This window comes from Rathayibacter sp. PhB1, assembly GCF_004362935.1.
In the GTDB taxonomy this organism is placed as follows: Bacteria; Actinomycetota; Actinomycetes; order Actinomycetales; family Microbacteriaceae; genus Rathayibacter; species Rathayibacter festucae.
In genome coordinates this window covers 175,621-200,470 of record NZ_SNYD01000004.1, presented here as the reverse complement: position 1 = coordinate 200,470, position 24,850 = coordinate 175,621, and the positions used below count along the sequence as shown (strand labels likewise).

Below are 24,850 nucleotides of genomic sequence, written 5' to 3'. Positions count from 1 at the left end.
GCATGGTCGGGGTGTGGCTCTCCTCTGCTGATCGAGTAGCCCGCGGAGCGGGCGTATCGAGATCCGGCGCTGTCAGGACTGAGGGCGTGGGTCTCGATACGCCCCCGCGGGGCTGCTCGACCAGCATGCTTGCGCGCGGGCAGCCCGCCAGTCCGCAAGGCATGTATGGGCACGTCGGCGGCGGCGGGGCCCGGCCCTAGACTGGAGGGCGTGCCCGCCGACGCTTCGACCTCGAGCCGCATCCCGGCCGAGGAGCGTCTGTTCAACCTGGTGCTGGCGCTCGTGGCTGCCGAGAACGGGCTGACGAAGGCCGACGTGCTCTCCACGGTGCAGGGCTATCGGCAGCGGTCCGACCCGGGAGACCGCGCCTCTCTCGAGCGGCAGTTCGAGCGCGACAAGGACGATCTGCGCGAGCTCGGCATCCCGATCGAGACGGTCGACGCGCCCGGCGACCCGGGCAACACCCAGACGGTCCGCTACCGGATCGCCAAGCGCAGCTACGACCTCCCCGCCGACCTCTCCTTCGACCAGGAGGAGATGGCGCTGCTGCGCCTCGCCGGCGCGGTCTGGCGCGAGGGCACGCTCTCCGCGGAGTCGCGCCGCGCCCTGATCAAGCTGCGCTCGCTCGGCGTCGACTCGGTCGACCCGGTGATCGGCATCAGCCCCTCGATCCGGGTGCGCGAGGCCTCCTTCGAGCCGCTCAACGCGGCGCTCGACCGCGGGCAGGTCGTCCGCTTCCCCTACCTCAAGCCCGGCGGCGACGAGCCGCGGACGCGCACCGTCCGGCCGCGCGCGCTCGTCAACCACCAGGGCCGCTGGCACCTGCACGGCTGGGACGAGACCGCCGAGGGCACCCGCACCTTCCTCCTCTCCCGCATCGTCGGACCCGTCGCGACCACCGGTCGCACCGCCCCGGCCGAGCCGGGCGACCACGCCGCCACCGCCCTCGCCCAGCTCGACGAGATCCTCGCCCGCAGCACCGCCCTCCTCCAGGTCGCGCCCGACTCCGACGCGGCACTCCGGCTCGGCGTGCGCGCCGAGGCGGCGGGGGAGGGCGCGGACCTGCTGCGCCTGCACTTCACCGACGCCGACGTCCTCGCGGACGAGCTCGCCGGCTACGGACCCGAGGTCGTCGTCCTCGAGCCGGAGCCGCTGCGCCGCAAGGTCGTCGACCGCCTGCGCCGCACCTTCAGCGACCACTCCTCCGGCGACCACGCCGCCACCGAGCACGGGGGAGCCGCCCGTGGCTAGGCCCCGCTCGCTCCAGGCGCGGGACCGCCTCGCCGTCCTGCTGTCGCTCGTCCCGTACCTCCTCGACCGCGGCCGGGTGAGCGTGTCCGAGGTCGCCGCGCACTTCGAGATCGCCGAGGAGGAGGTCCGCCGCGCCGTCCGCCTGATCGCCGTCTCCGGCATCCCCGGCGAGACCTCGCAGTACCAGTCCAACGACCTCTTCGACATCAGCTGGGACGACTTCGAGGAGAACGACCACATCGTCCTCACCCAGCAGGTCGCCATCGACGACTCGCCGCGCTTCTCGGCGCGCGAGGCCGCGGCGCTCATCGCCGGGATGCAGTACCTGGCCGCCCTGCCCGAGAACCAGGGCAACGACCGCATCGCCTCGCTGATGGGCAAGCTCGCCCGCGGCGCCTCCTCGGCACCGACCGCCGTCGCGGTCGCCCGGGGCGTCGGCGCCGACGCCTCGCTCGCCACGATCCGCACCTCGCTCGCGAGCGGCACGCAGCTCGCCTTCGATTACCGCAGCGCCCGCGGCGAGACGGAGTCGCGGCTCGTCGACCCGTTCCTGCTGGAGTCGGTCGACCGCGACTGGTACCTGCGCGGCTGGGACCACCTCCGCGAGGGCGTCCGCACCTTCCGCGTGGACCGGATGCGCGCGCTCACCGACACCGGGACGCCGATCGTCCGCCGCCGCAACGAGGTCACGCTGCCCGACCGGCTGTTCGAGGCGTCCGCCTCCGACCTCCTGATCGACCTCCGGGTCGCCCCGGGCTCGGTCGCGCTGCTGGGCGACTACGCCGCGGACGCCGAGTTCCCGTCGGTTCCCGCCGGAGACGAGGGCGCGGGAGTGCTCGTCCGGATCCGCGTCGCGCACCTCGCCGGTCTCACCCGCCTGGTCGCCTCGCTGCCCGGGCTCGTGACCGTCGTCGCCCCCGAGGCGGCGCGCACCGCCGTCGCCGAGTGGACCCGCGCCGCGCTGACGGCCAACGGAGAGGAGACCCCGTGACCTGGTGGTCCTGGATCCTGATCTGGCTCGCCCTCGCGATCGCCGCCCTGGCGGTGCTCGTGCTGTTCGGGCTGTCCTACTGGCGGAAGGGCCGGCTGCTGCTCGGCCAGCTGGAGGAGATCACCGCGAAGCTCGACGCCCTGCAGGTGCCGGAGCCCGCCGAGGCGTCGACCCGGCCGCCGTCCTCGCTCTTCGCCGATCGCGACGAGGTCCGCCGCGGTCACGAGTCCCGCCGGGACGCCCGCCGGGAGAGGACCGAGGATCGCCGGTCACTCCGGGTCGAACGGGGTAGGCTCCTGGTACACCGCAACCGACAAGTGAAGTGAGACTGCAATGTTCGCTGGCCTCCAGGGGTGGCACCTCCTCATCATCCTCGCCGTCATCCTCCTCCTCTTCGGTGCGCCCAAGCTTCCTCAGCTCGCGCGCAGCGTCGGGCAGTCGATGCGCATCTTCAAGAGCGAGGTCAAGACCATGAAGGACGAGGACGGGACCGAGCGCAAGGACGCGACGGACTCGACCACGGCTTCGGGCTCGACCACCGCCACGGGTACGACCACCGGCACCGGCACGACGCTGCCGCCCGAGTCCCCGCTCAAGTAATGACCTCCGTGGCAGCGAAGAAGCCACGGACGAAGCGAGCGGGGAAGAACCCCGAGGGACGCATGTCCCTCGGGTCCCACCTGATCGAGCTTCGCAACCGGCTCTTCATCGCGGCGATCGCGATCGCGGTCTGCTGCGTCGCCGGCTGGTTCCTCTCGGACTGGGTGCTCGAGGCCCTCAAGGCCCCGATCGCCGAGGTCGCCCGCGATCAGAACAAGACCGCGGTGCTCAACTTCGAGACGATCACCGGCGCGTTCGACCTCAAGCTCCAGATCGCGATGACCATCGGCATCGTGATCGCGAGCCCGGTCTGGCTGTTCCAGATCTGGGCGTTCCTCGTCCCCGGTCTGACCGGCAAGGAGGTCCGCTACGGCCTGGGCTTCATCCTCACCGCGATCCCGCTGTTCTTCGCGGGGTGCGCCTCGGGCTGGTTCGTCTTCCCGCACATCGTCGAGCTGCTGACGAGCTTCACCGGCTCGGACGCGGCGAGCGTGCTGAGCGCGAAGACGTACTACGACTTCGTGCTCAAGCTCGTGCTGGTCGTCGGCATCGCCTTCGTGCTGCCGGTCTTCCTGGTGCTGCTGAACTTCGTCGGCATCCTGCCCGGCTCGCTGATGATCAAGTCGTGGCGCGTCGCCATCATGGTGATCGTGCTCTTCACGGCCATCGCCACCCCGGCGGCGGACCCGATCTCGATGTTCCTGCTGGCGATCCCGATCACGATCCTGTTCTTCGCCGCCTGCGGCATCGCGCTCCTGCACGACAGGCGCGTCGCCAAGCGGCAGATCGTCTTCGACGGCAGCCCCTCCGACCTGCCGGCGTGACCGGCGCCACTCCCGCCGAGCGCTTCGCGGCGTTCCGCACACGACAGGGCCACGCGAGGGTCGAGGCGTTCCGCTCGACCCTCGCGTTCGACCTCGACCCCTTCCAGTACGAGGCCTGCAGCGCGCTCGACGACGGGCGGAGCGTCCTCGTCGCCGCACCGACCGGCGCCGGCAAGACGGCAGTGGCCGAATTCGCCATCCACCTGGCGATGCAGGACCCGAACGCCAAGGTCTTCTACACGACGCCGATGAAGGCGCTCAGCAACCAGAAGTTCCAGGAGTTCGTCGAGGACTACGGAGCGTCCGAGGTCGGCCTGCTCACCGGCGACTCGAACGTCAATGCGCGCGCCCGGATCGTCGTGATGACGACCGAGGTGCTCCGCAACATGCTCTATGCGGACTCCGACCTGCTCCGCGACCTCGCCTACGTCGTGATGGACGAGGTGCACTACCTCGCCGACCGCTTCCGCGGCGCGGTGTGGGAGGAGGTCATCATCCACCTCCCGCAGTCGGTCCGGCTGGTGTCGCTCAGCGCGACCGTGTCGAACGCCGAGGAGTTCGGCGACTGGCTGCAGACCGTCCGCGGCGAGACCGAGGTCATCGTCTCGGAGGAGCGGCCGGTGCCGCTCGACCAGCACGTCCTCGTCGGCGGCAAGCTGCTCGACCTCTTCGACTCGTCCGGGCGCGCGGCGACCAACCGCGTGAATCCCGAGCTCGCGCGCCTCGCGCAGGGCGGCACCCGCGTCGAGCGCGGCGGTCGCGGCTCCGGTCGCGGCCGGGGTGGCGGCGGCGGTCGCTTCCACGAGACGCGCACCGAGGACCTCGTCCCGCGCTCCGAGGTGGTCGAGATCCTGCGCGGCAAGAACCTGCTGCCGGCCATCTTCTTCGTCTTCAGCCGGAACGGCTGCGACCAGGCCGTCCGCCAGGTGCTGCGCTCGGGCGTCCGGCTCACCGAGCGGCACGAGCGCGACGAGATCCGCGCGATCGTCGAGGAGCGCTGCCGGACGATCCGCGACGAGGACCTCGCGGTCCTCGGCTACTGGGAGTGGCTCGACGGGCTGCAGCGCGGCGTCGCCGCGCACCACGCCGGCATGCTGCCCGCGTTCAAGGAGGTCGTCGAGGAGCTGTTCCTCCGCCGCCTGGTCCGCGTGGTCTTCGCCACCGAGACGCTCGCGCTCGGCATCAACATGCCCGCCCGCACCGTCGTGCTCGAGAAGCTCGAGAAGTTCAACGGCGAGTCCCGGGTGCCGATCACGCCGGGCGAGTACACCCAGCTGACCGGTCGCGCCGGCCGCCGCGGGATCGACGTCGAGGGCCACTCGGTGATCCAGTGGCGCGGCGGGATGAACCCGCAGGCCGTCGCTTCGCTCGCCTCGCGCCGCACCTACCCGCTCAACTCCTCCTTCCGCCCCAGCTACAACATGGCGGCCAACCTGATCGACCAGTTCGGCCGGGCGCGCACGCGCGAGATCCTCGAGTCCTCGTTCGCGCAGTTCCAGGCGGACCGCTCCGTCGTCGACCTGGCACGCCGGGTCCGGCAGCAGGAGTCGTCGCTCGAGGGCTACGTCACCGCGATGCAGTGCCACCTCGGCGACTTCGAGCAGTACGCCGCGATCCGCCGCGAGATCGGCGAGCTGGAGCGCCGCGGCGCCGTCCGCGGCGAGTCCGCGTCGCACAGCGAGCGCGAGAAGCGGCAGGGGCAGCTCAGCGATCTGCGCCGCCGGATGAAGGCGCACCCCTGTCACGCCTGCTCGGATCGCGAGCAGCACGCCCGCTGGGCGGAGCGCTGGTGGAAGCTGCGCAAGGAGACCGACGAGATCGAGCGGCAGATCCGCTCGCGCACCGGCGCCGTCGCCCGCATCTTCGACCGGATCACGGACGTGCTGAGGGAGCTCGGCTACTTCCGGCTCGACGAGGCCGGCGAGCTGTCCCTCACCCCGAACGGCCGGACGCTCAAGCGCATCTACGGCGACCGCGACCTGCTCGTGGCCGAGTGCCTGCGCAAGCAGGCTTGGACCGAGCTCGACCCGGCCGGTCTCGCCGCGATGGCGTGCTGCCTGGTCTTCGAGCCCCGCCGCGAGGAGGGCACCCTCGGCGAGAAGCACCTCCCGCGCGGCACCTTCCCCGAGGCGCTCGAGAAGACGCAGCTGCTGTGGGCGAAGCTCGACGACGTCGAGCGCGACCACCGGCTCCCGGGCAGCAACCCGATCTCCACCAGCCTGGCGCTGCCGATGAACATGTGGGCGCGCGGGATGCCGCTCGACGCGGTCCTCCGCGAGTCCGACATGGCCGCCGGCGACTTCGTCCGCTGGGCGAAGCAGACGATCGACCTGCTCGACCAGCTCTCGCTCGTCGCGGAGGGCAAGGTCGGGCGCGCCGCGCGCGCCGCGCTCGAGCTCGTCCGGCACGGCATCGTCGCCTACTCGACGGTCGCATGAGGGCGGTGATCTCGGCGCCCACCGGGCGCACGGCACCGCTGTGGCTGGCGATCCCGCTCGCGGCCCTCGGCGGGGCGACCCTCGACCGCGGCTTCCCCGACTCCGACGTCTGGCCGCTCGCGATCGTCGGCACCGCTGCGATCCTGTTCGCGCTGGCCGGCCGCGGCTTCTGGAGCGGTGCGCTGGTGGGCCTGGTCGGCGGTGCGGTCTTCTGGGGTGTGCACATCCAGTGGCTGACGCTCTACCTCGGCCTCGTGCCGTGGGCGGCGCTGGCCGGGCTGCAGGCGATCTTCTTCGCGCTCTCCTCCGGCCTGACGGCGATGCTGCTGATGCGGGGGCAGCGGGTCTGGACCGGGCCGCTCGGCCGGATGATCGGGCTGCCCGCGCTGGTCGCCGCGCTCTGGGTGGGCCGCGAGACGATCACGATCCAGTGGCCGTACGGCGGGTTCGCCTGGGGGCGGCTCGCGCTCTCGCAGTCGATGGGCCCGCTCGCCGATCTGGCGGCCTGGGTCGGCTTCTCGGGCCTGAGCTTCGTGGTGGCGTTCCTCGCGGCGACGCTGGCGCAGGCGGTGCGGACGACCTCGGTGCCGGCCTCGGGCCGCACGGCCGTCGTCGCCGGCTTCTCGATCGTCGCGCTCGTCTTCCCGGCCTGGCCCGCGCCGACCGAGGGGACGACGCGGATCGCCGCGGTGCAGGGCGACTCCGACGCGGGACTGTTCTCGCAGAGCTACCGCGGGCAGATCCTCGAGGACCACACCTCCGCGACGCTGCCGATCATCGACGAGGACGTCGACATGGTGGTCTGGCCGGAGAACGGCGTCGACGTCGACCCGACGCGGAACGCGCAGTCCGCCGCCGTCCTCGACTACCTCAGCAGCCGGATGGACGCGCCCTTCATCGTCGGGACGATCACGAACCCCTCCGACGACGTCTTCTACAACAGCTCGCTGCTCTGGAAGGCGGGGGCGGGCGCGACCCAGATCTACGACAAGGTGCACCCGGTGCCGTTCGCCGAGTACATGCCGGACCGCGCCTTCTGGCGGATGTTCGCGCCCGACCTCGTGGACCTGGTCAGCCGCGACTACTCGATCGGCACCCGCTCGAACGTCTTCGACATCAACGGGATCCTGGCGGGCATCGCGATCTGCTTCGACATCTCGGACGACTCGCTGACCAACGCCATGGTCGACGGCGGGGCACAGCTGGTGCTCGCGCAGACCAACAACGCCGACTTCGGGCGGACGGACGAGAGCGTCCAGCAGCTGGCGATCGCGCGGCTGCGGGCGATCGAGACGGGCCGCAGCGTGGTCAACATCTCGACGGTCGGCACGAGCGCGATCATCGCGCCGGACGGCTCGACGCTCGACTCGCTGGAGTGGTTCGAGCCGGGTGCGATGGTGGACGAGGTGCCGCTCGCCTCGGTCACGACCCCGGCGCTGGTCTGGGCGCGCAACCTCGGCTGGTACTTCCTCGCCGCGAGCCTGATCGGGCTGGTGTCGTTCGTGCTGCGGACGCGCACGCCGCGGCGTCGGCGCTAGCGCGCGAACCGCGTCCGGGCACGAAGAAGGGTCCGCCGGCCGGCGAGGACGCCGGCCGAGCAGGACCCTGGGGCGCTAAGCGCCGATCTTGTGCTCTCCGCGACGGGCGCGGAGGTAGGCGAGGCGCTCCTCGAGCAGCTCCTCGAGTTCCGCACGGGTGCGGCGCTCCAGCAGCATGTCCCAGTGGGTGCGCGGTGCCTTCTGCTCGCCCCGGTCGACGACGACGGGCTTCGAATCCACCAGCAGCACGGCCTCGTGGCCGCAGTTGCGGCACTCCCAGGTCTCGGGCGCTTCGGCGTCGGCCGAGAACACCATGTCAGTGTCGTGGCCGCAATCCGAGCAGTGGTACGTGAACGTCGATCGCGGTGAGAAGACGACGCCTTCTTCGCTCTGCAGGCTCTGTGAGCCGAGCCTCATCCCGCGCAAGCTTCGATCTGCCATTGTGTGGTCTCCTCTCGCTGTGCTCCGACAAGTGTCGACCGCGGACCTGGGGGTGGTCCGGAGAGGCCCCCGTTTGCCAGAGGATCGTCAGGTGAGCGGGGCTTTTCCGGTGCGCTCCGGGCAGTCGTCGCCGCGGTCCGGAATCCCGTCCACGGCGAGGCGGGCGAGGTCGGTCCGGTCGGTCACGAGGCCGTCGACGCCGAGGTCGAGGAGGGCGCGCATCCGTCGGGGATCGTTGATCGTCCAGAGGTGGATCTCGGCGCCGGTGGTGCGCAGCCGGGCGAGGATCCGGGGCGCGGTGACCTGCAGTCCGGCTGCGCGCTCGGGGACCTGGAGGGCGTCGATGCCGCGGAGCGCCCGCCGGACGAGGGCCGGAGACCCGAGGTGCGCGCCGACGAGGGCGGCGACGAAGCGGGGAGCGGAGGCGGAGGTCGCGACCCCCGGGAGCCGTCGCACGGCCGCGCGGCGCCGCGACTCCGAGAAGGAGGTGATCAGCACGCGGTCCCGCGCACCCGCGGCGCGGACCGCCTCGACCACCGGGACGACGGCCGTCCTCGCCTTGACGTCGATGTTGAAGCGGGCGTGCGGGAGCAGGCGGAGCGCCTCGGCGAGGGGGAGCAGCCTCTCCCCGGAGGGCAGGACGAGATCGGCCAGCTCCTCCCAGCGGGTGGTCTCGATCCGATGGCGGACACCGCGCTCGTCCGCGACCTCCTCGTCGTGCACGAGCACCGCGACGCCGTCGAGCGAGGCGCGGACGTCGGTCTCGAGCAGGTCCGCGCCCGCGGCGAGGGCGCGCTCGAAGGACTCCAGCGTGTTCCCCTCACCGCCCGGCGCGAAGCCGCGGTGGGCGATGACCCGCGGCCGCCGTCCCGAGAGGAACGGCGGCCGCGAGGTCGTCATGGTACAGGCGTCCTAGAAGGACGGGGCCGGGGGAGTCATTCCCGAGCCGTCCTGCTCGCGCTTCGGACGGGTCGGGGAGTTCTTGCCGAACGCCTGGCCCATGCCCTTGAGCGCCTCCGTGAGCTCGCTCGGCACGATCCAGAGCTTGTTGGCGCTGCCCTCGGCGATCTTGGGCAGCATCTGCAGGTACTCGTAGGCGAGCAGCTCGTTGTCCGGGCGGCCCTCGTGGATGGCGGAGAAGACGGTGGTGATGGCCTTCGCCTCACCCTCGGCGCGGAGCACCGCGGCCTTGGCGTCACCCTCGGCCGCGAGGATCGCCGCCTGGCGGTGTCCCTCGGCGTTCAGGATCTGCGACTGCTTGGTGCCCTCGGCGGTGAGGATCACCGCGCGGCGGTCGCGCTCGGCGCGCATCTGCTTCTCCATCGAGTCCTGGATGGAGATCGGCGGGTCGATCGCCTTGAGCTCGACGCGTCCGACGCGGATGCCCCACTTGCCGGTGGCCTCGTCGAGGACGATGCGCAGCTGGCCGTTGATGTTGTCGCGGGAGGTCAGCGCCTCCTCGAGGTTGAGCCCGCCGACCACGTTGCGGAGCGTGGTGGTGGTGAGCTGCTCGACGGCACCGAGGTAGTTGGCGATCTCGTAGGTCGCGGCCCGGGCGTCGGTCACCTGGAAGTAGACGACCGTGTCGATCGAGACGACCAGGTTGTCCTCGGTGATGACGGGCTGCGGCGGGAAGGAGACGACCTGCTCGCGCAGATCGACGGACGGGCGGACCCGGTCGATGAACGGGATCACCAGGTTGAGGCCCGGGAGGAGGGTGCGGTGGTACTTGCCCAGGCGCTCGACGACCCCGGCTGTGGCCTGCGGGACGATGCGGATGGCCTTGAACAGCACCACCAGGGCGAAGAGCACGATGACCGCGATGATCACCGTGGTCACGACTGCTGCGGTGTTCACGAGGAGCTCCTTTCGGCGGGGACGACGACCGCGGTCGCGCCCTCGATGGCGGTGACGACGACACGTTCGCCGAGACCGAGCGGACGGGATTCGACGAGCGGGGACAGCTTGAGCGTCCACGTCTCGCCGTTGACGAGCTTCACCTGGCCGGGGCCGGGCCCGGCGATGACGACGCTGCCGGTGAGGCCGAGCAGCGCGTCGGCTCCGGTCGGCGTCGGATCGCCGCCGCGCTTGAGCAGCCGCAGCAGCGGGGGCCTGACCAGGAAGAGCAGCAGCACGGCGAGGACCGCGGCGACCGGGACCTGCACCCAGAACGGGGCGCCGACCAGTCCGGTCGCGAGGCCGCCGATGCTGCCGACCGCGAGCATCAGGAAGGTGAACTCGAGAGTGATCATCTCGACGATCACGAAGATCAGGATGAGGGCGATCCAGAGGATCCAGGCGTACTGAGTCACTGCGTCCATGCGGTGCTCCTTCCCCTTACGAGCACGGGAGTCAACGGTAGCAAGGGGGGCTGGGAGGGGAGTGGGCGGCGCGGGACCGGCGCCGGCGGCGGCGGCTTGGTAGGCTCCTGCGTCGGGCCGTGGGCCCGTCACCCGTGCCCGATCCGGCTCCTGCGCCGGCGTCCTGGAGGATCTCCTCGTGTCCAACCCCCTCGCTCCCGGCTCGCTCGACGGCAAGCGCGTCCTCGTCACCGGCTCCTCGCGCGGCATCGGCGCCGACACCGTCCGCTACTTCGCCGAGGCCGGCGCGAGCGTCGTCGTCAACTACCGCTCGAAGGCGCCGCGCGCGACGAAGCTCGTCGACCAGATCACCGCCGCGGGCGGCTCCGCCTTCGCCGTGGGCGCCGACCTCACCGACGACGAGTCGCGCACCGCGCTCTTCGCGGAGATCGAGGAGAAGCTCGGCGGGCTCGACGTCCTCGTGCTGAACGCCTCCGGCGGCATGGAGAGCAACATGGGAGAGGACTACGCGATGGTCCTCAACCGCGACTCGCAGGTCGCCACGCTCGAGGCGGCGCTGCCGCTGCTCGGCGAGGGCTCGCGCATCGTCTTCGTCACCAGCCACCAGGCGCACTTCATCCGGACCACGCCGACCATGCCGGAGTACGAGCCGGTCGCGCTGTCCAAGCGCGCGGGTGAGGACGCCCTCCGCGAGCGGATCCCGGCGCTGACCGAGCGCGGTGTCGAGTTCGTCGTCGTCTCCGGCGACATGATCGAGGGCACCATCACCGCGACGCTGCTCGAGCGCTCGAACCCCGGTGCGATCAGCTCGCGTCGCGAATCGGCGGGCAAGCTCTACAACGTCGGCGAGTTCGCGGCCGAGGTCGCCCTCGCGGCGGTCGAGCCGATCCCCGCCGAGAACACCCGCCTCGTCGGCGACACGGCCGACTTCGCCTGATTCCGGCGCCTGAGGGGCGCGTCCGGCGTTGCAGGGCGGAGCCTCATCGGGTTCGGCACCGCCCTGCGGGACCAGGACGTCCTGATGCTGTTCGCAGCGGCGGCCGCGGTGGATTGGTCGGGATCCCCGGGGCGGTCAGCGGGTCGCGGTCGTCCTCGGGTCGGTCACGAACCTGACCGCAGGGAGGCCGGCCAGCTCCGGCGACACGCAGGCGATGACCTCGGCGCAGTGGTCGACGGACCGCCGGCGCAGGAACGACCAGCACTTCAGCGAGGCGGGGCGGCGCTCCAGCGGCAGGTGCGCGGCGTCGACGAGGATCGCGGTGGGCGAGCGGTGCAGGATCCGGACCGGGACGTGGATGCTGCGGCCGTCGAGCATCCACTCCGAGACAGCCCGCAGCCGGCCGCGCTGCTGATCCACGCCGATGGTGAGGACGCTCCGGAAGTCCTCCGAGGCGGCTCCCATGCCGATCTGGAAGTCGCCGTCGGTGCCGTCGAGGAGGAAGGCGACGTCGAGTCCGCTCCGGTGACGGACGGCGAAGGTCGTGAGCGGGCGCGCGCTCCCGAGGGTCGACGCCGGGGCGCCGGTCTCGCGGGAGCGCTGCTGCGCGACGTCCAGGTCCATGGGGGCACTCGTTCCGTAGGTGCGCGTCATCCTCGACACGCCCTGCTGCGAGTCTAGAGGCGGGCGCCGTCGGCGGGCGGGAGTGTTCGTGCGTGATCGCAGGAGCGTCTCTCGGCGGGCGGACGGGGTTCCGTGGTGCGCGCATGGTGCAGGGGTGCTCTGCGGCAGATGTCCTCGCCGGGGTGGATCTCGATACGCCCGCTGCACGGGCTACTCGATCAGCATGAAAAGCGGGAGCGACGGGTGTTGTGCGGCACAGGTCCTTGCCGGGGTGGATCTCGATACGCCCGCTGCGCGGGCTACTCGATCAGCATGAGAGCGGGCGCGGCGGGTGTTGGGCGGCAGATGTCCTCGTCTTTGTGGATCTCCTTGTAAGAGACGCCCGCCCACATGCTGGTCGAGTGGCCCCGCAGGGGCGTATCGAGATCCACCTCCTCGTGAAGACGGTTGTCTTCTGCGGCCGATGCAAGGGCTGCCCGAGCAGCGCGGGGAGGGGGCGGGTGGTCAGCAGCAGGTGCAGGAGGGGCTGCTCTCAGCGGTGAGGGCGGCGACCGGCTGCTTGCAGGCGTCGCCGCGCCACGCCTCGAGGCACTCGCGGACGGCGAAGGCGGCGATGACGAGACCGGCGACCGGGTCTGCCCAGGTCCAGCCGAGGGTGCTGTTCAGCAGCAGGCCGACGAGGACGGCGGCGGAGAGGTAGGAGCAGAGCAGGGTCTGCTTCGAGTCGGCCACGGCGGAGGCGGAGCCGAGCTCCTGGCCGGTGCGGCGCTCGACCAGGGAGAAGGCCGGCATCACGAGCAGGCTCACCGCCGCGAGCACGATGCCGACGGGGGAGTGCTGCGCCTCCGAGAAGCCGAGCAGGGCGCGGACGGAGTCGACCGCGACGAAGCCCGCCAGGCCGAGGAAGGACAGGGCGATCACGCGAAGGGCCCTGCGCTCGCGGGCGTGCGGATCGCGGCCGGAGAACTGCCAGGCCACGGCGGCCGCCGAGAGCACCTCGACGACGGAGTCGAGGCCGAAGCCGACGAGCGCTGCGGAGGACGCGACCGTCCCGGCCGCGAGGGCGACGATCGCCTCGACGACGTTGTAGCCGATGGTCGCCGCGACGATCCAGCGGATGCGCCGCTGCAGGACGCGGCGGCGGGCCGGGGCGAGCGGGGCGCGGAGCGGGAGGGCGCTCATGCGCAGTGGCAGTCCGCGCCGGAGCAGCAGTCCGGGTCGACCACGAGGACCAGGCGCAGCAGGTCGTCGAGCGCGCCGGCCAGCCGGGTCTCCGCCAGTCGGTACCAGGTGTAGCGGCCGTCCTTGACGGCCTCGACGAGTCCGCAGCCGCGCAGGCAGGCGAGCTGGTTGGACATCACCTGCCGGGACACGCCGAGCGCGTCCGCCAGGTCGGAGGGGACGGCCGGCGCCTCGCGCAGCGCGAGCAGGATCCGCGCCCGGGTCTCGTCCGCGAGAGCGGAGCCCAGGCGCGCGAGGGCGGCGGAGTGGGTCACGGTGACGGTGTCGGGCATGCGGCGACGATACACGGAATGCTGTATCGAGCGCGAGGCCCGGGGCGTGCCGGAGGAGCGGGCCGGTGTGGTGGGCGCAGGCGTGTGACGCCTGCGCCCACCGGGTCCTACTCGAAGAGCGAGAGGGTGAGCGAGCCGGAGTAGTCGCCGGCGGCGACGTCGGGCTCCGTGCTCAGGACGAGGTCGGCGGACGCGGTCCACGCGCCCTCCTCCGCGACCGCGCCGGAGTCGAGGGCCAGGGCGAGCAGCTCCTGATCGACGAGGCCGACGGCGTCCTCGCCCTCGTCCAGGACCGTGTCGACCGGATCGCCCTCGGTGACGAGACCGGAGTCGCCGCCGTCCAGGAGGCGCGGGGTCCAGCCGAGGTGGTCGGCTCCGATCGGCTGCTGGCCGTCGGGCGCGGTGAAGGCGGACGCGGAGCCGAGCACGTACCAGCCGGCTCCGGCGGGGATCTCCTCCGGGTTGCGCGTGTCGGTGACGGTCACCGTCGGGAGGGCGCCGGTGAACCGGCGGACGAGCTCGGTCGAGCCGTCCTCGGTCAGGGTGGTCGAGCCGGCGGCGACGGTCATCGCGAGCACCCCGGGGGCGGTGGGCTCGGCGATCGAGACGCCGATGTCGACGCTCCGGTCGTCGAGGACGTCGTCGGCGGCGGCCGCGGAGGCGACGGCGGTCAGCAGCAGGGCGCCTGCGGCGACGGCTGCGCAGCGTGCGGCGAGGGCGGGTGTTCTCATGGCGGGGTCTCCTCGGGTCGGGCGGGTCAGTTGCAGGTGGTGGCGGAGTACGGGGCGCGGACGGTCGTGGTCGCGGGGGCGCCGTCGACCGTGGCGGTCGCGACGACCTCGACCGCTCCGGCGGGGATCGAGACCGCGCGGGTGCTGAACGCGTGCGAGGTGGTCCGGCCCGGGGCGAGGGGAGCGAAGGTCTTCGTGCCGAAGGCCGAGGCGGCGGTCAGCGCGACGGGCACCGCGTCATCGTTGCGCGCCTGGACGGTGACGACGGCCTTGCCGGCGAGGCAGCGGGTCGACGCCGTGGCCGTGACGGCGACGGTGGGAACGGCGGCCTGGGTGAGGGCGACCTGGTCGAGCGTCCAGAAGGCGCTGTTCTGGCCGGTGTAGCGGAACCGGAACTCGGCGGTGCGGGCGCCGGCCGGGACGTCGATCCGGAGCGACTCGTTCGCGTTCGTGTTCGCGGTGTAGCTCTTCACCGCGACCGGGGCGGCGCCGTCGAAGGAGACCGAGACGACGGCGCTCTGCGGTCCGTCGATCACGTAGTCGGTGGCGTAGGAGAGGGTCGCGGTGGCGCTGCCGTTCAGGGGGTAGGCCGGGCTGATCAGGGTGGAGTCGAACTGCCCCGCGTCGTGCGTCCTGTCGTCCCACTCGTCGGAGTCCGCCACGGCGAAGACGTCCCGGGCGCGGACGTTCGTCTCGCGCTTCTGACCGGGTTCGACGCTCGTGAAGAACGAGTCGGTCGCGAAGGACCAGCCCGACCACTCCCGCACGCCGCCCGCGGGCATCGCCGAGTCGTCGATCCGCCAGCCCTGGGGCGCGGAGCGGGTCCAGCCGAGCAGACCGGCCGCCGGCCGCGTCTCGTCGAGGCGGGGCTGCAGGGCGGGCCGCAGGGTGTCGAAGGCGTCGGTCGACGGCGCGCCGAGGGCGATGCCGTCGAGGGTCCAGGCGGAGTCGTTGGCCAGGCCGTTGACGGCGAGGACGGTGGGGGCGATGTCGACGATCTTCACGTCGTTCCGCGTGGAGCCCGCGGCGATGCCGGGGCCGGACGCGATGACGAAGACCTTCCGCTCGGCGAGGCTGTTCCCGCCGTGCCCGCCGGTGGGGGTGTGGCCGTGGTCCGCGGTGACCAGGATCGTCCACTGCTCGGACGCGTAGCTCGGGCGGGCGCGGACGGCGGCGATCAGCTCGCCCAGCTGGGCGTCGGCGCGCGCGAGGGCCGTGGCGTAGGCCGCCCCGTTCGTGCCGACCGAGTGGCCGGCGCCGTCAACCTCGTCGAGGTGGACGAAGGTGTTGTCGGGGTTCCCGTTCGCGAGGTAGTCGACGGCGGTGGCGGTGGTCTGCGCATCGCCGCCGCCGGTGCGGCGGACGTCGACGGCCGAGCCGAAGATCGTCTCGGCGACGGGCGACCAGGTGGCGACGACGAGGCTCGAGCGGGACGGGTCGGCGGCCTCGATGCGGCTGAGGTAGTCCGGGTACTGCCCGAAGCGCGGGGCGGTGAACGCGTTGTCGACGACGCCGTGCTTGTCGGGCCAGGCACCGGTGGCGATGGTCGACCAGCCGGGCCCGGACACGGTGCCGGACATCGGCGCGGCGTAGAGGTTCGAGGTCGAGGTGAGTCCCTCGGCGCGGAGGGAGTCGAGCGCGGGCATGTCGGCCGCGTCGAGCTGGTCGAAGGAGGCGCCGTCGATGCCGACGACGAGGGTCTTCGCGGTGCGGGTGCCGGAGGGCAGGCCGTTGTAGGTGGTGCCGACGGCGGCGGCGGACGGCGCGGCGAGCAGGAGGCCGCCGATCACCGCCGAGACGCAGGCGGCGCCGAGGGCGCGGAGGGGCGGGGACATCGACGACTCCAGAGGGGACGAGGTGGAGCGCGGAGACGACCGCGCGCCGCCAGACTGCCCACGTCTGTACCTATCTGGAAGTCGATGGAAGGGGATATGCAGACACGTTCAGCGGCTGTTCACCCCGGGCGCGGCGGTCGGGACGGGCGCGGACGAGGCCGGGTGAACGATTCCGCGACAGCGACGAGGGGCCGCCGCCCGTGCGGTACCGTCGTCCCGATAGCGCCTAGGGTTCCGGGACGACACGTCGTCCGGCTGGTTCGAGCGGCGCCACGGATCTCCGCCATCGGAGTCCGTCATCTCAAGGGACAGAAGCCTGGAGGACCGCTGCGGCGCGCGTCGGCGCGCGCGGAAAGGTCCGAACATGTCTGCCTTCGTCCTCGCCCTCGTGCTGACCGCGGCGCTCTGCCACGCGGCGTGGAACGTGATCGCACACCGGGTCAGCGGCATCGGGCTGCCCTTCCTCTGGTGGGGGGCGGTCGCGAGCACGCTGGTCTGGGGGCCGCTCGTCCCCTTCACGGGAGGGCTCGGCACGGGTGACGACCTGCCGCGCGGGCTGCTGCTCGGCGCGGGCGTCTCGGGACTCCTGCACGTCGGCTACATGGTCGTGCTGCAGGCGGGCTACGCCCGGGGTCGGCTGTCGACGGTCTACGCGACCGCCCGGGGGACGGGCCCCGCGCTCAGCGCCGGGCTGGCGGTGCTGCTGCTCGGGGAGCGGATCTCGCCGGTGGCGGTGCTCGGCGTCGCCGTCGTGGTGACCGGGGTGATCGCCACCGGGCTGATCGACCGGCCGACCGCGCAGGCCCCGTCGGGGCGCCGTCTCGTCGATCCGGGCATCCTCTTCGGGGTCCTCACCGGCGTCGCGATCGCGGTGTACACGATCTGGGACGCGCACGCCCTCCGGACCTGGGGGCTGTCGCCGGTGGCGTTCATGGTCGGCTGCACGATGGTCGAGATCGTGGTCTACCTCGTGCCGCTGCGCCGGCGGCGGGCGGAGCTGCTGCCCGTCCTCCGGCAGCACTGGCCGCGGGTGCTGGCGTTCGGGGTGCTCTCGCCGCTCTCCTACATCCTGGTGCTGCAGGCGGTGACGCTCGCGCCGGTCGCCCTGGTCGCGCCGATACGCGAGATGAGCGTGGTCCTGGTGTCGCTCTTCGGCGCGCTGGTGCTCCGCGAGGGCTCGGCGGTGCGGCGGATCGCGGCCTCGCTGGTGGTGGCCGGCGGGATCGTGCTGCTCTCGGTGTGAGTGCGCGGGTCAGAGTCCGGGGTGCCGCTCAGAGCCCGACAGGGCGGATGAAGTGGGCGCCGTCGCGGCGCCGTCCGGTCGCCGAGACGGTGAATCGGACGATGTCGCTGCGGTAGCGGTCGTCCGAGGCCTCGAAGGTCCGGCCGTCGGCGTCGCGGGTGATGCGGTGCAGGCGGAGCACGGGGGAGCCGGGCGCGAGCTCGAGCAGCTGCGCGTCGGTCTCGTCGGCGGCCACGGCGTCGATCTCGTGGTCGACCTCGGCCGACTTCCAGCCGCGGGAGTCGAGGAACTCGGTGATCGAGACCGTGTCGAGGTCGACGTCGAAGAGGTTGCGGCCGGCCGGCTCGATGAAGGTGAGCCGCTCGAGCATCGTCGGCCGGTCGTCCAGCGAGCGCAGCCGGAGGACGTCGACGACGAGCTCGCCCGGCTCGATGCCGAGCAGGGCGGCCTGGTCGGCGTCCGAGCGCCGGAGCGAGACCTGCTGGGTGAGCGCCCCGGGGCGCGCGCCCATCGTCCGCGCCCAGCGGGTGAAGGGGATCGAGACGTCGACGGCCTGCTGGGCCTTGCGCTCGATGACCCGGCTCGGGCGCCCGCGGGTGGTCTCGATCAGACCCTCGCTGCGCAGTGCCGCCAGGGCGTTGCGGATCGGGCCGCGCGACGTCTTCCACTTCGCGGCGAGCTCGCCCTCGGTCGGGACCTCGTCGCCCGGAGCCAGCAGGCCGCTCGCGATCGACTGACGCAGATCGTCGGCGATCGCCTTGTACATCACATCAGCCACGTAGGCACCTTACTGGGCGGAGGGTTCCTTTCTGAGCGGCACGGCACCGGGCCCGCCGGCTAATCGAGTTCCGCACGCAGCAGTCGCAGGAGATGGGTGAACACGTCGTGAACAGTGGCGAGATAGGTACATACGTAGGCACCCGGTGCGGCAGAGTTCCAGTCGTCCCCCTCGACGCCCTCCGCCCGAAAGGCCATCATGCAGACCCGTGCCCGCCTGACCCCCTTCTCCCGATCGGCCCTCACCGCGCTGGCCGCCGCCGGCGCCCTCGCGCTCCTGGCCGGCTGCTCCGGCACCGCATCGGCCGGCTCGACCGCCGCCGGCGACGCCGAGGGCGGCTTCGCCGTCGACTCGAGCACCCTCGTCTTCGGCGTCGTCCCCGACTCCGTCGACACCGAGACCAACTACCAGCCGCTGATGGACTACATCGCGCAGGAGACCGGCAAGACCGTCGAGTACCACGAGTCGACCGACTACGCGGCGCTGATCGAGGCGGCCATCGCCGGGCAGATCGACGTCGCCAGCTTCTCCGGCTTCACCTACGTCACCGCCACGAACAACGGCGCCGAGCTCACCCCGATCTCCTCGATCGTGACCTCCGAGGGGCAGGAGCCCGGCTACTACTCCGAGGCCATCGTCCCCAACGGCAGCGACATCGCCTCGATCGCCGACATGAAGGGCAGGAAGGTCTGCTTCGTGGACCCGTCCTCCACCTCCGGCTACCTCTTCCCGAGCTACAACCTGATCGAGGCGGGCCTGGACCCCGAGACCGACATCACGCCGGTGTTCGCCGGCAAGCACGACGTGTCGGTGCAGAAGGTCGGCGAGAACGTCGAGTGCGAGGCCGGCTTCGCGGAGGACAGCGAGGTCGAGAAGTCCGACGCCGTCACCGTGATCGAGCGGACCATGGTCCCCGGCGCGCCGATCGTCGAGTCGGACACCCTCCCGGACGACCTGAAGCAGCAGCTGAAGGACGTCCTCTCCGAGGTCACCATCGACGACATCATCGCCGCGGGCATCGATTCGGCCGACAGCGACGGCTTCCGCAGCGTCTTCTACGAGACCAAGCCGGTCGACGACGCGTACTACGACCAGATCCGCGAGATCTGCGAGGCGACCGACGCCACGCAGTGCCAGGCCTGACCCGGCGCCCCGCCGTCGAGCGCTGAACCGACCGACCCGACCTGGAGACTCCGATGACGACTTCCTCCCCTCCCGCGGCCGACGCCGTGGTCGAGATCACCGACCTCACCAAGCGCTTCGGCGCGACGACCGCGCTCGACGCGGTGTCGCTCACCGTGCGCCGCGGGGAGATCGTCGTCCTGCTCGGGCTCTCCGGGTCGGGCAAGTCCACCCTGCTGCGCCACGTCGACGCCCTCGAGGCGCCGACGAGCGGCGCGGTCCGCGTGCTCGGCGAGGACGTGCCCGCGCTACGGGGCGGTCGGCTGCGCACCCTGCGCGGCAAGGTCGGCTTCATCTTCCAGCAGTTCGAGCTCGTGCCGTCGCTGACGGTGCTCGAGAACGTGCTGACCGGGGCGCTCGCGGAGCTGCTCGGCCCGCGGCTGGGCCTCTGGAGCTACCCGAAGGCGAAGAAGCTGCGCGCGCTGCAGCACCTCGATCGGGTCGGTCTGCTCGAGCGCGCCTACCAGCGCGCCGACACCCTCTCGGGCGGGCAGCAGCAGCGCGTCGCGATCGCACGCGCCCTGATGCAGAACCCCTCGATCCTGCTGGCGGACGAGCCCGTCGCCTCCCTCGACCCCGAGTCGAGCGACCAGGTCATGGGCCTGATCCGCGAGATCGCCGCGGAGGAGGGGCTCACCGTGCTCTGCAGCCTGCACCAGGTGGACCTCGCCATCTCCTGGGCCGACCGGATCGTCGGCCTCCGGCACGGCGCGGTCGTCCTCGACACTCCCGCGGCGGGGCTGTCCAAGGCCGAGGTCATGGAGATCTACGGCCGCGTGGCCACCACGACCTCGGAGCTCGAGGCCGTGCAGAACGAGCTGCTCACGCCGGAGCGCACCCGATGACGGCCGTCCTGCCGCCGCGCACCGCACGCCGCCCGGACCCGGCCGTCGCCGCGCGGGCTCCGCGGCCGCGGCGCTCTCCGGAGCGGATCGCCGCGGTCCTGACGCTGCTCGCCCTCGCGGGGCTCGCCGTCGCCGCCCTGGTCGAGGTCGACATCTCGGTGCCGCGGATGCTGCAGTCGCTCTCGAACGCCGAGCGCTTCCTCGGCCGGGTGGGCGCGATCAGCTTCCCCGAGCCGGCCGAGCTGCTCGCCCTCACCGCGCAGACCCTCGGGCTGGTGCTCACGGGCACGCTGCTCGCCGCGGTGCTGTCGGTGCCGCTGGCGTACCTCGCGGCGGCCAACACCACGCCCGGTCACGCGGCCCGGGCCGTCGCGCGCTTCCTCGGCGTGCTGGCCCGCGCGATCCCGGACGTCGTCCTCGCGATGGTCTTCGTGCTGATGTTCTCGCTGGGCTCGCTGCCCGGCATCCTCGCGATCGGCCTGCACTCCGTCGGCATGATCTCGAAGCTGTTCGCCGACGCGATCGAGCAGATCGACGAGGGACCGCGCCTCGCGATCCGCGCCGCCGGCGGCACGAGGCTGCAGGAGTTCACCTCGGGCGTGCTGCCCCAGGTGCTGCCGTCCTGGGTCGCGACGGTGCTGCACCGCAACGACATCAATCTGCGCGGCTCCGTGATCCTCGGCTACGTCGGCGTCGCGGGTCTCGGCCTCGAGATGTCCTACGCCTTCAAGTCGCTGCAGTACGGACGGGGCATCGGCATCGCGCTGGTGATCTTCGCGCTCTGCGTGGCGATGGAGATCGTCTCGAGCTCGGTGCGCGCGGCGATGCTCGGCCGCGGCGCCTCCGGCTCCGGCGCGTCGGGCTCCGGCCCGGTCGGCGCCCTCGTGCGCCGGTTCCGCGGCGACCGCGCGAGCGGCAGCGCGGGGCGGCCGGCGGCCGCGACGCCGCGGTCGACCCCGGAGTCGGCGCTGCGCCGGCCGTGGACGCCCGCGCGCCTCCGGAACGCCCTCGCCGGCGTCGTCACGGCCCTCGTGATCGTCGCGGGCGTCGTCGTCAGCGACATCACCTGGAGCGACGCGCTCACCTTCTGGGGCCGCGTCCCCGCCGTCGCGGCGCAGTTCTGGCCGCCGTCGTTCGGCAGCTACGACGCCGGCACGATGGTCGAGGCGATGCGCGAGACCATTGCCATCGCTCTCGCGGCGGCGCTGCTCACCGTCGTCGCGTCGGTGCTGATCGGCTCGCTCGCCGCCCGCAACGTCGCCCCGACCCGCGGCGCTCGCAGCGGGTTCCGGCTGCTGCTGGTCGCGGTCCGCGGCGTGCCCGAGCTGATCCTCGCCATCCTGCTGATCGTCGTCTCGGGGCTCGGCACCCAGGCCGGCACGATCGCGCTCGCGGTCGGCGGGGTCGGCCTGCTCGGCAAGCTGATCGCCGACTCGCTGGAGGAGGTCGACTCCGGACCGGAGCGCGCCCTCGTCGCGACCGGCGCCACCCGGCTCCAGGTCTACGCCGGAGCGACCCTGCCCCAGGGGGCGCGCGCGATGCTCGGCCACACCTTCTACCTGCTCGACACCAACATCCGCGCGGCGACCCTGCTGGGCATCGTCGGCGGCGGCGGGATCGGCTACTACCTGCTGAACGCCGCGCAGGGCTCGAACTACGCGACCGTGACCGCGATCGTCCTGATGATCCTGGTGACCGTGCTCGTCGTCGAGGGACTGGCGATGTGGCTGCGGAAGGTGCTCCGATGAGCGCCCGGTACGACGTCGCCGTCGTCGGCTCCGGGATCGTCGGTCTCGGCGCCGCCTATGCCGCCGTCCGCCGGGGGCTTCGCGTCGTGGTGCTCGACCGGACCGCCGCGCCGATGGGCTCGACCGTCCGCAACTTCGGCCACCTCTGCTTCACCCCGCAGGCCGGTGAGGCGCTGCGCTACGGGCTCGCGGCGCGGGAGGCGTGGCTCCGGCTCGCGCAGGACGCGGGCTTCGCGCTCGGCCGCCGCGGCACGCACATCGTCGCGCGCCACGCGGACGAGCTCGCCCTGCTCGAGGCGGCGGCCGCGCAGGCTCCGTTCGGCTTCGGCGACGGTCCCGAGATCGAGCTGCTCGACGCGCGCCAGACCGCGGCGGCGACACCGGTCGACCCCGCGGTCGTCGTCGGGGGAGCGGTGCTGCCCTACGACCTGCAGGCGGATCCCCGCACAGCCGCGGCCACGATCGTCCGGCACCTCGCCGAGCTCGGCGTCGAGTTCCGGATGCGCACGGCCGTGGGCCGGGTCGCCGAGGGCGTCGTGGAGACCAGCCGGGGCGCGATCCTCGCCGACACGATCGTCGTCGCGGTGAACCACGACCTCGATCAGCTCCTCCCCGAGCTCGCCGAGGCGCACGAGGTCGTCCGCTGCTCCCTCGACATGCTCCGCGTGGAGCTGCCGCTGCGCGCTCCGCTGGCCGCGCCGCTGCTGACGGGCTGGTCGCTCGTGCGCTACAGCGGCTTCGCGCGGCTGCCCGAGGCCGCCGCGGTGCGGGCCCGGCTGCACGCCGAGCGGCCGGACCTCGCGGCGATCGACCTCAACCAGATGTACACGCAGCTGCCGGACGGGAGCGTCGTCGTCGGCGACTCCCACCACCGCTCGATCACGCCGGAGCCGTTCCAGTCCGAGGCCACCGCGGAGCTCCTCCTCGAGGAGACCGCGCGCCTGTTCGGGGCGGCGCCGCGGGTGCTGGAGCGCTGGCAGGGCGTCTACGCCAGCGGGCGCGACGAGTTCCTCGTCGCCGAGCCGATCCCGGGCGTCCTCGTGCGCACCGTCACCACGGGCATCGGCATGACCACCGGGCTCGGTCTCGCCGAGACCACCCTCGCGGACCGCTTCGACAGCACCGCATCCCTCCTCGTCTCCTCGGAAGGCCGCTGATGACCAGCACGATCCCCGCTCCCGCTCCCCTCGGCACCGCCGGTCCCGGCCCGGCCCTCGCCGGCATCGAGCTCGTCGTGCTCGACATGGCGGGCACCACCGTGACCGACGACGGGGTCGTCGAGCAGGCGTTCCAGCGCGCGGCCGAGCGCACCGGCGTCGCCGACCGCCTGCCGTGGACCGAGGCGCTCGACTACGTGCGCGAGACGATGGGGCAGTCGAAGATCGACGTGTTCACCCACCTCGCCGGGGGCGACGTCGCCGCCGCGGAGCGGGCGACCGCCGCGTTCGAGGACGCCTACGCCGAGCTGATCCTCGAGGGCGCCGCGGCGCCGGTCCCCGGCGCCGAGGAGCTGCTGCGCGAGCTGCGCGCCGCGGGGGTCGGCGTGGCGCTGACCACCGGCTTCGCTCCGGTCACCCGCGACGCGATCCTCGACGCGCTCGGCTGGCGCGACCTCGTCGGGATCGCCCTCTCGCCGGCCGACGCCGGCCGGGGCCGCCCCGCGCCCGACCTCGTGCTGACCGCCGCCCTGCGCGCGCGGGTCAGCGCGATGAGCGCCGTCGCGGTCGTCGGCGACACGGCCAGCGACGTCCTCTCGGGACTGCGCGCGGGCGCCGGGCTCGTGGTGGGCGTGCTGAGCGGAGCGCACGACCGCGACCGCTTGAGCGCGGCCGGCGCGCACGCCGTGATCGAGGACGTCACCGCGCTGCGCACGCTGTCACTGCGATGAGGACGGCGACCGCGCCGCCGCGCATCGATCCGGAGTCGCGGCGCGTCGAGCTGCGGCCCTCCGCCACCGCGATGGTCTGGCTGGCGCCGGACCGCCCGCACGAGGCCGTCGCGTTCGTCACGGTCCGGCTCGGCCCGGGCGACGTGCTGGTCGAGATCGAGCTGGCGACGATCTGCGGCTCCGATGTGCACACGGTGCACGGCGACCGGAGTGCACCCGCGCCGCTCGTCCTCGGGCACGAGCAGCTCGGACGCGTCGTCGAGCTCGGCAGCGGCGGGCCCTGTGCGCTCGACGGCTCGCTCCTCGCCGTCGGCGACCGCGTGCTGTGGTCGATCGCGGCGAGCTGCGGCTCCTGCGACCGCTGCGCGGGCGGGCTGCCGCAGAAGTGCCGGACGCTGCGCAAGTACGGCCACGAGCGGATGAGCGACGCCTGGGCGCTGTCCGGCGGCTTCGCCACGCACGCGCACGTCGTCGCGGGCACGCCGATCATCCGGCTGCCCGAGGACGTGCCGGCCGCCGTCCTGGCGCCCGCGTCCTGCGGGACCGCCACCGCCTGGGCCGCGCTCGCCGCCGCCGAGGCGGTCCGTCCGCTCGCCGGGGCCGACGTGCTGATCAGCGGCGCGGGCCTGATCGGGCTCACCGCGGCGGCGATGGCGACGGATCGCGGGGCGGTCGTCACCCTCGTCGAGCCGGATCCCGCGCGCCGCGCGCTCGCCGAGCGCTTCGGCGCCCGAGCGCGGCGACCCGACGAGGCGGGCGGCGAGTTCGACGTCGTCCTCGAGGCGTCCGGCGCGCGGGCGGCCGTCGGCGCGGCGCTCGCCCGTGCCGCGGTCGGCGGTGTGGTCGTCCTGGTCGGCAGTGTGTTCCCGACCGAGCCGGTGCCGCTGGATCCGGAGCGCGTGGTGCGCGGGCTGCTGACCGTGCGGGGCGTGCACAACTACACGCCCGAGCACCTCGCCGCGGCCTCGGCGTACCTCGTCGACCGCTGGCAGGCATGGCCGTTCGCCGGCCTGGTCGGCGAGACGGTGGCGCTGGCGGATCTCGACGAGGGGATCCGGCGCGCCTCGGGCGGCGCGGTCCGCGTGGGCGTCTCGCCGATCGCGCCGCACTGACACCGCCGC

At 72.7% G+C, this 24,850-nt stretch carries 25 protein-coding genes; 15 read left to right on the top strand and 10 right to left on the bottom strand.

The genetic code is table 11. From position 1 onward, the window contains the following. Positions 1 to 210 precede the first annotated feature (210 nt). The 7 genes from EDF17_RS11400 to lnt all read left to right on the top strand — a co-directional run bounded on the left by EDF17_RS11400 (position 211) and on the right by lnt (position 7,642). On the top strand, positions 211 to 1,251 hold the full coding sequence (locus tag EDF17_RS11400) for a WYL domain-containing protein (protein WP_243732871.1): 1,041 nt from the start codon (positions 211 to 213) through the stop codon (positions 1,249 to 1,251). Further along, the gene (locus EDF17_RS11395; RefSeq protein ID WP_123446330.1) at positions 1,244 to 2,242 is read left to right on the top strand and encodes a WYL domain-containing protein; all 999 of its coding nucleotides are present in this window, start codon (positions 1,244 to 1,246) and stop codon (positions 2,240 to 2,242) included. The genes EDF17_RS11400 and EDF17_RS11395 overlap by 8 nt, the downstream gene beginning before the upstream one ends. Continuing rightward, complete coding sequence (locus EDF17_RS11390; RefSeq protein WP_123446331.1) at positions 2,239 to 2,568, top strand: hypothetical protein; 330 nt, start codon at positions 2,239 to 2,241, stop codon at positions 2,566 to 2,568. The genes EDF17_RS11395 and EDF17_RS11390 overlap by 4 nt, the downstream gene beginning before the upstream one ends. A gap of 7 nt (positions 2,569 to 2,575) precedes the next feature. Then, the gene (gene tatA, locus EDF17_RS11385; protein WP_123446332.1) at positions 2,576 to 2,842 is read left to right on the top strand and encodes a Sec-independent protein translocase subunit TatA; all 267 of its coding nucleotides are present in this window, start codon (positions 2,576 to 2,578) and stop codon (positions 2,840 to 2,842) included. Positions 2,843 to 2,904: 62 nt separating this feature from the next. Continuing rightward, the gene (tatC, locus tag EDF17_RS11380; RefSeq protein WP_123446333.1) at positions 2,905 to 3,666 is read left to right on the top strand and encodes a twin-arginine translocase subunit TatC; all 762 of its coding nucleotides are present in this window, start codon (positions 2,905 to 2,907) and stop codon (positions 3,664 to 3,666) included. Then, positions 3,663 to 6,104 (top strand): DEAD/DEAH box helicase, encoded by a 2,442-nt coding sequence (locus tag EDF17_RS11375; RefSeq protein WP_123446334.1) that lies wholly within the window; start codon positions 3,663 to 3,665, stop codon positions 6,102 to 6,104. Before tatC ends, EDF17_RS11375 begins: the two co-directional genes overlap by 4 nt. 5 nt (positions 6,105 to 6,109) lie before the next feature. Further along, entirely contained in the window at positions 6,110 to 7,642 is a 1,533-nt protein-coding gene (gene lnt, locus EDF17_RS11370) for an apolipoprotein N-acyltransferase (protein ID WP_166649659.1), read from the top strand. Positions 7,643 to 7,717: 75 nt separating this feature from the next. Here the strand turns inward: lnt and EDF17_RS11365 are convergent, their stop codons facing one another. The 4 genes from EDF17_RS11365 to EDF17_RS11350 form a co-directional block, all read right to left on the bottom strand. After that, positions 7,718 to 8,083 (bottom strand): RNA polymerase-binding protein RbpA, encoded by a 366-nt coding sequence (locus tag EDF17_RS11365; RefSeq protein WP_123446336.1) that lies wholly within the window; start codon positions 8,081 to 8,083, stop codon positions 7,718 to 7,720. 87 nt (positions 8,084 to 8,170) lie between these two features. Then, positions 8,171 to 8,983 carry a glycerophosphodiester phosphodiesterase family protein gene (locus EDF17_RS11360; RefSeq protein ID WP_123446337.1) on the bottom strand — a complete coding sequence of 271 codons (813 nt, stop codon included), beginning with the start codon at positions 8,981 to 8,983 and terminating at the stop codon, positions 8,171 to 8,173. 12 nt (positions 8,984 to 8,995) lie between these two features. Continuing rightward, positions 8,996 to 9,940 (bottom strand): SPFH domain-containing protein, encoded by a 945-nt coding sequence (locus tag EDF17_RS11355; protein ID WP_123446338.1) that lies wholly within the window; start codon positions 9,938 to 9,940, stop codon positions 8,996 to 8,998. After that, a complete protein-coding gene (locus tag EDF17_RS11350) occupies positions 9,937 to 10,404 on the bottom strand; it encodes an NfeD family protein (RefSeq protein ID WP_123446339.1) in 468 nt (155 codons plus the stop codon). The genes EDF17_RS11355 and EDF17_RS11350 overlap by 4 nt, the downstream gene beginning before the upstream one ends. A 178-nt stretch (positions 10,405 to 10,582) precedes the next feature. On the opposite strand from EDF17_RS11350, the gene EDF17_RS11345 reads away from it, so the two are divergent. Continuing rightward, positions 10,583 to 11,341, top strand: a complete 759-nt coding sequence (locus EDF17_RS11345; RefSeq protein WP_123446340.1) for an SDR family oxidoreductase — start codon at positions 10,583 to 10,585, stop codon at positions 11,339 to 11,341. 135 nt (positions 11,342 to 11,476) lie between these two features. Here EDF17_RS11345 and EDF17_RS11340 read toward each other — a convergent pair whose 3' ends face one another. The 5 genes from EDF17_RS11340 to EDF17_RS11320 form a co-directional block, all read right to left on the bottom strand. Further along, positions 11,477 to 11,965, bottom strand: coding sequence for a hypothetical protein (locus tag EDF17_RS11340; RefSeq protein WP_123446341.1), 489 nt, complete (start codon positions 11,963 to 11,965; stop codon positions 11,477 to 11,479). A gap of 504 nt (positions 11,966 to 12,469) precedes the next feature. Beyond that, on the bottom strand, positions 12,470 to 13,147 hold the full coding sequence (locus EDF17_RS11335; RefSeq protein WP_123446342.1) for a cation transporter: 678 nt from the start codon (positions 13,145 to 13,147) through the stop codon (positions 12,470 to 12,472). Continuing rightward, positions 13,144 to 13,479 (bottom strand): metalloregulator ArsR/SmtB family transcription factor, encoded by a 336-nt coding sequence (locus EDF17_RS11330; protein WP_123446343.1) that lies wholly within the window; start codon positions 13,477 to 13,479, stop codon positions 13,144 to 13,146. The genes EDF17_RS11335 and EDF17_RS11330 overlap by 4 nt, the downstream gene beginning before the upstream one ends. A gap of 107 nt (positions 13,480 to 13,586) precedes the next feature. After that, a complete protein-coding gene (locus EDF17_RS11325) occupies positions 13,587 to 14,210 on the bottom strand; it encodes a hypothetical protein (protein ID WP_123446344.1) in 624 nt (207 codons plus the stop codon). Between the two features lie 26 nt (positions 14,211 to 14,236). Further along, on the bottom strand, positions 14,237 to 16,045 hold the full coding sequence (locus EDF17_RS11320; RefSeq protein WP_123446345.1) for an alkaline phosphatase family protein: 1,809 nt from the start codon (positions 16,043 to 16,045) through the stop codon (positions 14,237 to 14,239). Between the two features lie 364 nt (positions 16,046 to 16,409). Here EDF17_RS11320 and EDF17_RS11315 point away from each other — a divergent pair, with 364 nt between their 5' ends. Next, positions 16,410 to 17,288, top strand: coding sequence for an EamA family transporter (locus tag EDF17_RS11315; RefSeq protein ID WP_123446346.1), 879 nt, complete (start codon positions 16,410 to 16,412; stop codon positions 17,286 to 17,288). A 28-nt stretch (positions 17,289 to 17,316) separates the two neighbouring features. Here EDF17_RS11315 and EDF17_RS11310 read toward each other — a convergent pair whose 3' ends face one another. Continuing rightward, positions 17,317 to 18,066, bottom strand: coding sequence for a GntR family transcriptional regulator (locus tag EDF17_RS11310; RefSeq protein ID WP_243582754.1), 750 nt, complete (start codon positions 18,064 to 18,066; stop codon positions 17,317 to 17,319). A 198-nt stretch (positions 18,067 to 18,264) separates the two neighbouring features. Here EDF17_RS11310 and EDF17_RS11305 point away from each other — a divergent pair, with 198 nt between their 5' ends. Genes EDF17_RS11305 through EDF17_RS11280 form a run of 6 tightly spaced genes read left to right on the top strand, consistent with a single transcriptional unit; the run spans position 18,265 to position 24,841 of the window. After that, positions 18,265 to 19,209, top strand: a complete 945-nt coding sequence (locus EDF17_RS11305) for a phosphate/phosphite/phosphonate ABC transporter substrate-binding protein (RefSeq protein ID WP_123446347.1) — start codon at positions 18,265 to 18,267, stop codon at positions 19,207 to 19,209. Positions 19,210 to 19,262: 53 nt separating this feature from the next. Then, complete coding sequence (phnC, locus tag EDF17_RS11300) at positions 19,263 to 20,093, top strand: phosphonate ABC transporter ATP-binding protein (protein WP_123446348.1); 831 nt, start codon at positions 19,263 to 19,265, stop codon at positions 20,091 to 20,093. Next, positions 20,090 to 21,841, top strand: a complete 1,752-nt coding sequence (locus tag EDF17_RS11295) for an ABC transporter permease subunit (RefSeq protein WP_123446349.1) — start codon at positions 20,090 to 20,092, stop codon at positions 21,839 to 21,841. The genes phnC and EDF17_RS11295 overlap by 4 nt, the downstream gene beginning before the upstream one ends. Further along, positions 21,838 to 22,998, top strand: coding sequence for a TIGR03364 family FAD-dependent oxidoreductase (locus tag EDF17_RS11290; protein WP_123446350.1), 1,161 nt, complete (start codon positions 21,838 to 21,840; stop codon positions 22,996 to 22,998). Before EDF17_RS11295 ends, EDF17_RS11290 begins: the two co-directional genes overlap by 4 nt. Next, positions 22,998 to 23,729 carry an HAD-IA family hydrolase gene (locus EDF17_RS11285; protein WP_123446351.1) on the top strand — a complete coding sequence of 244 codons (732 nt, stop codon included), beginning with the start codon at positions 22,998 to 23,000 and terminating at the stop codon, positions 23,727 to 23,729. The genes EDF17_RS11290 and EDF17_RS11285 overlap by 1 nt, the downstream gene beginning before the upstream one ends. Beyond that, positions 23,726 to 24,841: an alcohol dehydrogenase catalytic domain-containing protein gene (locus tag EDF17_RS11280; RefSeq protein ID WP_123446352.1), complete on the top strand. Its 1,116-nt coding sequence runs from the start codon at positions 23,726 to 23,728 to the stop codon at positions 24,839 to 24,841. The genes EDF17_RS11285 and EDF17_RS11280 overlap by 4 nt, the downstream gene beginning before the upstream one ends. Positions 24,842 to 24,850: the final 9 nt, after the last annotated feature.

Coding starts and splice junctions, on each gene's coding strand:
- tatA (WP_123446332.1), top strand. CDS start 2,576: ATGTTCGCTGGCCTCCAGGGGTGGCACCTCCTCATCATCCTCGCCGTC.
- tatC (WP_123446333.1), top strand. CDS start 2,905: ATGTCCCTCGGGTCCCACCTGATCGAGCTTCGCAACCGGCTCTTCATC.
- EDF17_RS11365 (WP_123446336.1), bottom strand. CDS start 8,083: ATGGCAGATCGAAGCTTGCGCGGGATGAGGCTCGGCTCACAGAGCCTG.
- EDF17_RS11360 (WP_123446337.1), bottom strand. CDS start 8,983: ATGACGACCTCGCGGCCGCCGTTCCTCTCGGGACGGCGGCCGCGGGTC.
- EDF17_RS11350 (WP_123446339.1), bottom strand. CDS start 10,404: ATGGACGCAGTGACTCAGTACGCCTGGATCCTCTGGATCGCCCTCATC.
- EDF17_RS11340 (WP_123446341.1), bottom strand. CDS start 11,965: ATGGACCTGGACGTCGCGCAGCAGCGCTCCCGCGAGACCGGCGCCCCG.
- EDF17_RS11335 (WP_123446342.1), bottom strand. CDS start 13,147: ATGAGCGCCCTCCCGCTCCGCGCCCCGCTCGCCCCGGCCCGCCGCCGC.
- EDF17_RS11330 (WP_123446343.1), bottom strand. CDS start 13,479: ATGCCCGACACCGTCACCGTGACCCACTCCGCCGCCCTCGCGCGCCTG.
- EDF17_RS11325 (WP_123446344.1), bottom strand. CDS start 14,210: ATGAGAACACCCGCCCTCGCCGCACGCTGCGCAGCCGTCGCCGCAGGC.
- EDF17_RS11320 (WP_123446345.1), bottom strand. CDS start 16,045: ATGTCCCCGCCCCTCCGCGCCCTCGGCGCCGCCTGCGTCTCGGCGGTG.
- EDF17_RS11315 (WP_123446346.1), top strand. CDS start 16,410: ATGTCTGCCTTCGTCCTCGCCCTCGTGCTGACCGCGGCGCTCTGCCAC.
- EDF17_RS11305 (WP_123446347.1), top strand. CDS start 18,265: ATGCAGACCCGTGCCCGCCTGACCCCCTTCTCCCGATCGGCCCTCACC.
- phnC (WP_123446348.1), top strand. CDS start 19,263: ATGACGACTTCCTCCCCTCCCGCGGCCGACGCCGTGGTCGAGATCACC.
- EDF17_RS11295 (WP_123446349.1), top strand. CDS start 20,090: ATGACGGCCGTCCTGCCGCCGCGCACCGCACGCCGCCCGGACCCGGCC.
- EDF17_RS11290 (WP_123446350.1), top strand. CDS start 21,838: ATGAGCGCCCGGTACGACGTCGCCGTCGTCGGCTCCGGGATCGTCGGT.
- EDF17_RS11285 (WP_123446351.1), top strand. CDS start 22,998: ATGACCAGCACGATCCCCGCTCCCGCTCCCCTCGGCACCGCCGGTCCC.
- EDF17_RS11280 (WP_123446352.1), top strand. CDS start 23,726: ATGAGGACGGCGACCGCGCCGCCGCGCATCGATCCGGAGTCGCGGCGC.